8 protein-coding genes and 1 riboswitch are annotated in these 9,455 nt (G+C 41.8%); of the genes, 5 read left to right on the top strand and 3 right to left on the bottom strand.

From position 1 onward, the window contains the following. Together IM479_RS01340 and rimI are read right to left on the bottom strand one after the other, a co-directional pair. Window positions 1–528, bottom strand: a 528-nt coding sequence (locus IM479_RS01340; protein ID WP_287699055.1) for an RNA-guided endonuclease InsQ/TnpB family protein, incomplete at its 3' end; no start/stop codon positions are given. 175 nt (window positions 529–703) lie between these two features. Beyond that, window positions 704–1,282: a ribosomal protein S18-alanine N-acetyltransferase gene (gene rimI / locus IM479_RS01335; protein ID WP_286826641.1), complete on the bottom strand. Its 579-nt coding sequence runs from the start codon at window positions 1,280–1,282 to the stop codon at window positions 704–706. A gap of 754 nt (window positions 1,283–2,036) precedes the next feature. Between rimI and IM479_RS01330 the strand changes: the two genes are divergently transcribed. Together IM479_RS01330 and IM479_RS01325 are read left to right on the top strand one after the other, a co-directional pair. Beyond that, window positions 2,037–3,017: a sodium-dependent bicarbonate transport family permease gene (locus IM479_RS01330; protein WP_287686382.1), complete on the top strand. Its 981-nt coding sequence runs from the start codon at window positions 2,037–2,039 to the stop codon at window positions 3,015–3,017. A 73-nt stretch (window positions 3,018–3,090) separates the two neighbouring features. Continuing rightward, complete coding sequence (locus IM479_RS01325) at window positions 3,091–3,408, top strand: P-II family nitrogen regulator (RefSeq protein ID WP_286826643.1); 318 nt, start codon at window positions 3,091–3,093, stop codon at window positions 3,406–3,408. Window positions 3,409–3,472: 64 nt separating this feature from the next. On the opposite strand, the gene IM479_RS01320 is transcribed toward IM479_RS01325, so the two are convergent. Further along, window positions 3,473–4,051, bottom strand: coding sequence for a DUF3172 domain-containing protein (locus IM479_RS01320; RefSeq protein WP_287675518.1), 579 nt, complete (start codon window positions 4,049–4,051; stop codon window positions 3,473–3,475). Between the two features lie 189 nt (window positions 4,052–4,240). Continuing rightward, window positions 4,241–4,371: riboswitch (cyclic di-AMP (ydaO/yuaA leader) on the top strand. A gap of 229 nt (window positions 4,372–4,600) precedes the next feature. Between IM479_RS01320 and IM479_RS01315 the strand changes: the two genes are divergently transcribed. From IM479_RS01315 to IM479_RS01305, 3 genes are all read left to right on the top strand, one after another. After that, window positions 4,601–5,938, top strand: coding sequence for an ArsB/NhaD family transporter (locus IM479_RS01315; protein WP_287686381.1), 1,338 nt, complete (start codon window positions 4,601–4,603; stop codon window positions 5,936–5,938). Between the two features lie 107 nt (window positions 5,939–6,045). Further along, window positions 6,046–7,218: a glycosyltransferase gene (locus IM479_RS01310; protein WP_287079847.1), complete on the top strand. Its 1,173-nt coding sequence runs from the start codon at window positions 6,046–6,048 to the stop codon at window positions 7,216–7,218. 54 nt (window positions 7,219–7,272) lie between these two features. Next, on the top strand, window positions 7,273–9,288 hold the full coding sequence (locus tag IM479_RS01305) for an ABC transporter ATP-binding protein (protein WP_287686379.1): 2,016 nt from the start codon (window positions 7,273–7,275) through the stop codon (window positions 9,286–9,288). Window positions 9,289–9,455: the final 167 nt, after the last annotated feature.

Genomic DNA, 9,455 nt, shown 5'->3' with positions numbered 1-9,455 from the left:
CCGTTCTACGTCAATCAAAAACTGGCAATAATAACCGTCAGCACGTCTAACAACTCTTACCCGTTTAATCTGTTGTTCTGAATAATAAACTAAGGTTTTTTGACTACACCATAAATCAAATTCTCCTGCTTTAAAACCATCGGTAAATCTGATTTTACGTCTATCATCAGATAGCTTATAGCCCGTTAGTTTATACTCAACGGAACGACTATGCTTTTTGAACCGAGGAAAACCTTTTTTCCCTGGTATTTTAGCCTGACAATTCTGATCAAACCGATTAATTGATTGCCAGGCTCTATCAGCAGCCGATTGACGAGCTTGGGAGTTTAATTTATTAACCCATGGTGTCTCTTTATTGTTAGCTAGTACCGCACAAAGTTTTTGGAGATCATTGCGGGTTGTTCCTTTATTTTCTAGCCAATAACGAACACAAAAGTTACGCACAAACTGAGAAGTTCTGATAGCTTCATCGAGTTTCTGATATTGCTCTGGTGTTCCGTTTTTTAGCTTTGCTTCTACGACTAGCATCTAACAATCCTCGACCCTTGGCTAAGTTAAGTATAACAGAGTTCGCCGTTTACCCACAGATGGTGGAATTAAATCGATGCTCCGGGGTTGATATTCTGGTCGGATTTCATCCCCCGCAAAGCTGAGTATCTTGTCGAAAAATGTAGCGGGGGCATTCATCCGACATTTTAGGTAATCATTGCATCTCCATGGTATCTATTTTGGCTCTGGTTTCTTCCTCTAATTGCCACTCTCCCTGCGCCAGTCTTGAGAGGATTTCTTGTCGCCACTTGCTTAATTGTTCCTGAAAAGCAGCCCTTTGTAGATCGTTGCGCCAGAAAATTAGGGCTGATTCGCCAGTTTGCGGATAATAATTTTTACGCTCTCCAGCGACGCGGAAGCCAAAATGCTCGTAGAGTGCGATCGCTGACTGGTTCGACACCCTCACCTCTAGCGTAGCCCTTTCCAGTTGTCTTTGTACAGCCTTCTCCAGAAGTTTGTAGAGAAGCAGTTTTCCTAATCCTTGTCTTTGATAGTCGGGATAAATTGCCAGAAGGGTAATATGCGCTTCTTCGAGAATTGCCCAAAAACAAGCCAATCCGATGATGGTTTCCGGATTGCTGGGTAGGGAGAGAATTAATAATTCACTGTTGGGGTTGTTTAATTCCCGTTCATAACCAGATAGGGTCCAAATACCGCCGAGACTGGTGCGATCAAGGGACTCCATCCCGGCAATATCTGCGTATTTTGGGGTTTTAAGCTCGATTTTTGGCATTTATCGGGGAACGGGTGGAGATAGGGGATGGGGGTTGGGGGATGGGGGTTGGGGGTTGGGGGTTGGGGGATAGGGGATAGGGGTTGGGGGATAGGGGATGGGGGATGGGGGATGGGGGATGGGGGATGGGGGTTGGGAAGAATAAATAAAAATAATCTCCTGAATACTGACTTCTAACCCAATGGTAGATGTTAGATTTTTGCAGGAGTTCTATTTTCCAATAAAAATAAGCAAAAGTTATTTATTAACTCCAAACACTTGAGAATATTTAAATTAACATTCCGCAATATTTATAAATTCTTAAAAATTAATTGAGAAAGATTTTTATTTAACAACGATGTTGCAATGGTTACAGCGATTTGATAGAATTTCATAGTGGTTTATTCTGTGCTTTTTTGGGTAGCAATAGTTGAAACCCTTGTCACACCTAGAAGGTTATCCTAATTAAGACGGTTAAATCAGTCAATTTCACCCACAACGATGATCTTTTTTTTATGTAGTTTTATTGCAAAAAAAAAGTTTTTTTGACAAAAAGCACAAAGTATGATAGCAACCAACATATTTCTGGCTGCGAGTAATTATTGTAGAGGGGGAGAAGGGGGGGGGGAGAAGGGAGAAAAAGCTACTGAAACATCACCCATCTTAATTTTTTTGGGCGGCCATGGTTAAGGGTTGTAATCCGGTTATTAACATTTTCACGATAATTCTCAAAATCGAATAGTATAGATTGAAATAAATCAATGTACGCAAACCTATGGATGGCAGCTTAATCCTGTTCAATATTCTCAATCCGCCGGTTTTGTTCTTTTTCTTAGGAATGCTGGCAGTATTTTTAAAATCCGACCTAGAGATTCCCCAACCACTGCCTAAACTCTTTTCTCTCTATCTTTTGATGGCGATTGGTTTCAAGGGAGGTTATGAACTAGCGAAAAGTGGCATCAATAACCAAATCGCTTTAACTTTGATTGCCTCTGTGGTTATGGCTTGCATCGTTCCCATTTACACTTTCTTTATCCTGAAAATTAAACTCGATAGTGCCAATGCAGCAGCGATCGCGGCAGCCTATGGTTCCATTAGTGCCGTTACTTTCATCACCGCCAGTTCTTTTTTAGAAAAACTTCATATTTCCTATGGCGGTCATATGGTAGCAGCCTTAGCTTTAATGGAATCGCCGGCGATTGTAGTGGGTTTAATCCTGGTGCGAGTCTTTAAAGAGAAAAATGGCGAAGAAGAAGCGTTTTCTTGGTCAAAAGTTTTACATGAAGCCTTTTTAAATGGTTCGGTATTTCTCTTAGTCGGTAGCGTTGTTGTTGGTATGCTCACGGGGGAAAAAGGCTGGGAAAAATTAGAACCTTTCACCCAAGAGATTTTTTATGGTGCTTTAACTTTCTTTCTCCTTGATATGGGATTAGTGGCGGCGAAAAGAATCCGAGAATTAGGCAAAACTGGTTCTTTTCTCATCGGTTTTGCGGTGCTCATTCCCGTCATCAATGCTATGGTGGGCATTCTCATCGCTAAGGTTCTCGGATTTGAACAGGGCAATGCTTTATTATTCGCTGTTTTGTGTGCCAGTGCCTCTTATATTGCTGTTCCTGCGGCCATGAGAATGACTGTTCCCGAAGCGAATCCTAGTTTATACGTTTCTATGGCCTTGGCTTTAACTTTTCCTTTCAATATCATCATCGGTATTCCTCTGTACCTAGAGATGATCAAAATCATTGGCTGTGGAGTCTAAAAAGCCAGGCTGTTTTTCAATAATTCCTGTCAAAATTTTTCTCTTTCACTTGTCCCTTTTTTACTTAACTACCATGCTTGAATCCCCGCATCCTTCCCTACAAACTGTCAAAAAAGTAGATATAATTGTTAGTCATGCTTTTTTGGAAGAAACCTTAAGCGCTCTTGATGTTGTCGGAGTTTCCGGTTATACCGTCTTTGGCAGTACTTCGGGAAAAGGTGATCGAGGTTTATCCTGTGATGACTTGGATTGTGATTACAGTGGTAACTACATTATGACGGTTTGTAATAGTGACGAACAACTTGGTCGTCTGATCGATAAAATTCAGCCTTTTTTAAAAAAAGCTGGCGGAATTTTTGTAGTGACTACGGGCCAATGGCTAACTCATTAGACCTCTTGTAAAAATCAACGCAGTTAATTAGGAGTCAGTGGTCAGAAGAACGATCTTTTGTGGTTTAGAATTTATCTGTATCTGGTCTGGGGCCAACAGCGCCGGCGGGATTAACAAAAAGATTGCCCCCGGCTTCATTTTGGAAGATACAATCGATTTTCGGTTTGCCTTCCAAGGGACCGGTATAACCAAAGGTATTCATCCGGTTTTTACAACTTTGTACCTGCTGTCCATCGACTAATTTTTGTTGTTCTAAAATTGACCAGTTATTGCGTCGCAAAACGCAACCGGGTTGCATAACTGGTTGGGTAACAAAAACATTAAAGGGGTTAAGAGTGACATAAACCCGCAAATCGGTGACAATGGCACTGGCCCCAAATTGCACGCATAATTCCGCATTGGGGGCGCTGCGATCGATTACTTCCCGGGAAGCGACGTTTTCGGGGCTAAAATTAGCGGTAGAACTGAATACCAGACCGAGACCCACTCCTAGTACAAAAATACCACCAATCAGGGCGATCATGGCATAGTTTAATTTGGCCAATAGGCCTCCGGAGGTCGAAGCGCGGGAGTCATCGCCATAGGAGCGGTCATAATCACGATCGCGCGATCGGGGAGGAGTATAACGAGGTCTTCTATTCATAGAAATTTCTGATGTGGCCGCTATGGCGGTCAGTCGTTAGCTATTAGCTTATCACTGTTCTATCCTAGCAACCCGGGGGATAACCGACAGGATAGGTCTAGTATAGAGCTATATCGTTTTTTTTGAGGTTAGTATGCTATGGTGGATCACTAAATAGAGTAAGTCAGCCTAATCCAAGTTTCTATGCTAGATATTAGCTAGACAAATTCGGAGCGGAGGAACCACATTTGGGGGCGTATTTCTAGATTTTTTAGCCTAGAAAAGGATATCTCTCTATCCTAGCCCGTCAGCTAACTTCGTCGGCGTGGGGGGGAAGACTGAAACATCACTACATTCCTAGCAATGTCTTGATCGGTTCAGTTATGTCGCTGATACTACTTGATAGTGATAACTTACAGGAGACATTGTATATGGGGATTCTCATGCAGGTTCACCGATCACAACAATTTTAAGATTTTCCGTCGATAACCATATTTTTTGTGAGTTTGCTGTACATTCGGGCAAACTTTTAGTCGTATCGAGAAACCGAAAGTAAAAACAGGATCAAAAATGCTGGAATCTTTACCAATGTGGATTGCTGCAATGACTTTTATTGCAGTCATTGTGGTGATTATGTTCGAGTGGCTTCATATTACCGTAGCGGCTTTACTGGGGGCTTTAATCTTAGTTTTTACCCATATCATGACTCTCCAGGAGGCGGTGGGTTATATCAGTCGCAGTTATGCCACTCTCGCCCTATTTTTTGGGGTAATGGTGTTAGTGAGAGCCTTTGAACCAACGAAAATTTTTGATTATTTAGCAGCACAAATGGTGCTTTTAGCCAAGGGACAGGGCAAATTATTACTAATAGGAATTGTCGCCATTACTACCCCAATCTGTGCGGTATTACCCAACGCTACCACGGTGATGTTATTAGCCCCGCTGATTCCTCCCTTAGCTCAAGATATCGGTGTGGATTTTGTGCCGCTCTTAATCCTGATGGTTTTCGTGGCCAACAGTTCCGGGTTATTAACGATTGTTGGTGATCCCGCTACTTATATCGTCGGTGATTCTATTAATATAACCTTCATGGAATACCTACAGCGTTTGAGTTTAGGTGGTGCCTTGGCAGTCATTACCATTCTGGTTATGTTACCTTGGTTATTCCCGAAAATCTGGCGGACAAAATTCGAGCATTTAGAAGAATTACCCCATCCGAAAATTAATCATCCTCGCGTCTTAGCGGTGGGGGGAATTATCGTCTTTTTAGTCTTATTTTTATTCGTCGTCGGTGAATCTTTTCCCGTACCCATTTCTCCCGCGGCCGTTGCTTTGATGGGGGCCACTTTAGCCCTACTTTTAGCCCAGCAATCGAAAATCGATACGGTTCATAATATTCTCCGGGATGTGGACTGGAGTACCCTATTATTTTTTATGTCGATTTTTGTCCTAATTGGCGGCTTAGAAAAAACTGGGGTAGTTAATAGTTTATCGGGATTTCTGGCGATAATTTTAGGCAAAAATATCTTTTTAGGTTCTCTAGTCTTGCTGTTTTTTGTTGGTTTTATTTCCAGTGTCGTTCCCAATATTCCCCTAGTGGTGGCCATGGTTCCACTACTGAAACAGTACCTTGTTAATGTTAATTTAGTCGGGACAGAAGTTCTTTCTCCCGATTATGCTGGTTCTTTTCCCCCGGAAGTTTTACCGCTTTTCTACGCGATGATGTATGGGGCTACCCTAGGGGGTAATGGTACTTTAGTGGGGGCTTCTTCTAATATTGTCGCCGCCGGCATCGCTGAACAACACGGGGGCAAAATTACCTTTCATACCTTTCTGCGCTACGGCCTACCAGTGATGTTTACTCAGTTAGTCGTCTCGGCAATGTATATGTTAATTTTCTTTGTCTAGTCTATATCTGGGGGGCATTAATGTTAAGTTCGCCTAAGATTGACAAAAACGTTAACATTGATTAACATTCTCCTATCGTGCTAGATAATCTGGATTGATCGGCGATCGTGAACAAAAAAATCTCTGTTTTAGCACCAGATTTATCCGGTGGTGGTGGCACAAGAGTCTATTTGATTGCTCAAGTCTTGCAACAGCTAAACTGTCAGGTGACGGTCTATGGCCCGATTTTTGGCCGGGAAATCTATCCAACCCCACCGGGGAATTTACCGGTGGTATCGGTCCAAGGCAATAATTATCCCCAGTTTTTTGGCCAGATCAAAACTTTACTCGATCGCCTCTCCGGAGAGATTATCTATGCGGTTAAACCCCGTCCCACCAGTTTCGGCATCGGCCTACTAAAACGTTTTTTTTCCCCACGTCCCCTAATTCTCGATATTGACGATTGGGAAATGAGTTGGTTTGGTGGCGATCGATGGTCCTATCGTCCTCATCCCCGACAATTAGCTAGGGATATCCTCAAAAAAAATGGTGCGCTTAGAGACCCAAATCACCCTCTCTATCTGCGTTGGATGGAAAATTTAATTAACCGCGCCGATGGGGTGACGGTTAATAATCAATTTTTGCAAAAGCGTTACGGGGGGATTTATTTACCGAATGGCAAGGATACGCAACTTTTCGATCCCAATCTCTACGATCCCGTCGCTTGTCGTCAAAAATACGGTTTATCTGCGTATAAAGTCTTAATGTTCCCGGGTACGGCTAGACCTCACAAAGGTTTAGAAGATGTCTTAATCGCTTTAGATCAAATTGGTGATCCTGATTTTAAATTGGTGGTGGTGGGAGGTCGCCAAATCGGGGACGGCTATCTGGATAGTTTGTTGGAAAAAGGTCAACCTTGGTTAATTCATTTACCTGCTCAACCGATCGATCGAATGCCGGAAGTTGTGGCCGCTGCTCATGCTATTATCGTTCCCCAGAGGGATGAAGCTACGGCTAACGCCCAATTTCCGATTAAACTCACCGATGGTATGGCGATGGCTAAACCGATTATTTCCACTAAAGTGGCAGATATTCCCGAAATTTTAGCTGATATTGGCTATTTAGTCGAACCTCGATCGCCAGAGCAACTAGCTGTCATAATTAGAGAAGTTTTTAATCATCTCGACTTGGCTAATGCACGAGGACTAAAAGCGAGAGAGCGCTGTATCGCCTCCTATAGTACCACCGCCATGGCGACAACTCTCTCTGGCATAATTACTTCTCTGGAAGGGAAATATTAGAGTGTAGGGAGTAGGATAATTGACCGTTGACTATTTACTTTATTACTTATAGCGATGAATCCTAATCAAATTCTCCTTAAATATACGCTTAAATACTGGATATTAGTGGTTTCCAGCATTGTTATAGGCTTTGTCAGTACCATATTTAATGGGGTAGGAACTGTTTTAGTTATCCCCTTACTAATTTCTTTTATTAATCCCGAAAATGATATCTTAAAAAATGCCCCTCAAATTATCAAAAAGCTGCTCTCGGTTTTCGAGGTTTTCCCAGTCGATACTCGTTTTTTCTGGATGTTTGCGGCGATATTAGGGATTTTAATTCTCAAGCACATTACCAATTTTGTCAGTATTTTTTTAGGCACTTACTTGTCTTTAATTATGGCAAAAGATATGCGAATTGATTCAGTTATTCTGCTGCTAGAAGTGGATATAGATTATTATGTAAAAAGTAAAATAGGAGATATTTTTAATCGTTTCATGTCGGAGATTAATCGAGCCGTAGCATCGATTAGAAATTACATAAACCTGATTAAGATTATCGGCACAGCTTTCATGTACTTAGCTATTTTATTATCAATTTCTTGGCAATTAACTATTCTTTCTAGTGTTTTGGGTGGACTTTTAGGTCTGCTTAATCAATACTTTGTCAAGAGATCGAAAAAGTTTGGAGAGATTATCACCGTAACGGCTAAACAGCAAACTAATAAACTGTTGGAACTGTTAACTGGAATTCGCCTAATTAAAGCGGTAGGCAATGAAAGATACGAATTAGAATCTATTGTGGAAGATATCGAAGCCCGGGAGAAAGCTGGTTTAGATGCCCAGACTAATAATGCTGTAATCGCTCCGCTTAATGAAATAGGTGGAGTTGTTATTATTGCCTTAATTATTATTGCTGGTCGTTATCTTTTTAATGAACAACTTCAAGCTTTAGCGACAATTTTATTGACCTATCTCTATGTACTTTTCCGGGCATTGCCGATAGTTAGTCAGATTAACGGTGCTAGGAGTAGTCTATTGGGGGATGTTTCCGCAGTAGAGGTGGTAGCGGATTTTCTCATTCGAGAGAATAAACCATTTATGAGCAATGGCTCTATTCCCTATCAAAGATTAGAGACAGGTATTCATTTTGATAACGTCCAATTTTCCTATCCCGGTCATCAAGAATTAGTTCTCAAGGGCATCGATCTTTGGATTCCAAAAGGAAAAATGATCGCTCTTGTTGGTGCTTCGGGGGCTGGAAAATCGACAATTGCTGATTTATTACCACGCTTTTATGATCCTACAGCCGGGAGGATTCTTTTTGACGGTCACGATTTACGGGATTATGAGATCAAATCTCTGAGAAAAGCCATGGGAATAGTCAGTCAAGACACTTTTCTCTTTAATAATTCTCTCCGTTTTAATATTGCCTACGGATTAAGCGATGTTAGTGATGCAGAAATTTTAGAGGCGACAAAAAGGGCGAATGCCTACGAGTTTATCTCCAAACTGCCGGAAGGACTGGATACGGAAATTGGCGATCGGGGAGTGAGACTTTCGGGGGGACAAAAACAAAGATTAGCGATCGCTCGTGCCTTACTGCGAGATCCGGATATTCTCATTCTCGATGAAGCCACCAGTGCTTTGGATACAATTTCTGAGCGTTTAGTACAGGAAGCGATCGATGAACTCTGTCGCGAGCGGACTACTCTTGTGATCGCTCACCGTCTTTCCACTGTTCAAAAAGCCTATCAAATTGTGGTGCTGGACAAGGGAAAAGTGGCAGAAATCGGCAATCATGAGGAATTATTAGCTCAAGGTGGTCATTATGCCCGTTTACACGCTCTGCAATTTAGTGATAGCAAAGAGGCCGACTCTAAGAATAGGGAAGATGAGCAAAAAAGAAAAGCTTATTTATCCTACGAAGCGAGAAGTAGTCTTAATAGTCTTTTAGGTTCTCTGCGTCTAGTATCTGAAGATTTAATCGAAGATTCTCAGGAGAAACAGGAAATTTTAGAAGAATCCTGTAGTTCAGCCATGCGACTTCTCCATATTATCGAAGACTACGAGTATTCCTCGACTCGATAGCTCTCCTGCAAAAATCAAAAATTGTTGTCATAGTTAGTAAAAGTATAGTCAAATATAGACAGACTGAATTCCATTTCAGAAATTCCCTTCACTTTTACTTCGAGAGATTAATTCTCCTTGGGTGAACTACGCACCTCTCTATCCCATAGCGGTTAAACGCATTTGGG

This window comes from Microcystis sp. M165S2 (assembly GCF_020245885.1).
Lineage (GTDB): Bacteria > Cyanobacteriota > Cyanobacteriia > Cyanobacteriales > Microcystaceae > Microcystis.
This window is presented reverse-complemented; position numbering and strand designations above follow the sequence as displayed.

What these genes read in the sequence shown, in the direction of transcription:
- rimI (WP_286826641.1), bottom strand. Translation starts at nt 1,282, where the DNA reads ATGCCAAAAATCGAGCTTAAAACCCCAAAATACGCAGATATTGCCGGG.
- IM479_RS01330 (WP_287686382.1), top strand. Translation starts at nt 2,037, where the DNA reads ATGGATGGCAGCTTAATCCTGTTCAATATTCTCAATCCGCCGGTTTTG.
- IM479_RS01325 (WP_286826643.1), top strand. Translation starts at nt 3,091, where the DNA reads ATGCTTGAATCCCCGCATCCTTCCCTACAAACTGTCAAAAAAGTAGAT.
- IM479_RS01320 (WP_287675518.1), bottom strand. Translation starts at nt 4,051, where the DNA reads ATGAATAGAAGACCTCGTTATACTCCTCCCCGATCGCGCGATCGTGAT.
- IM479_RS01315 (WP_287686381.1), top strand. Translation starts at nt 4,601, where the DNA reads ATGCTGGAATCTTTACCAATGTGGATTGCTGCAATGACTTTTATTGCA.
- IM479_RS01305 (WP_287686379.1), top strand. Translation starts at nt 7,273, where the DNA reads ATGAATCCTAATCAAATTCTCCTTAAATATACGCTTAAATACTGGATA.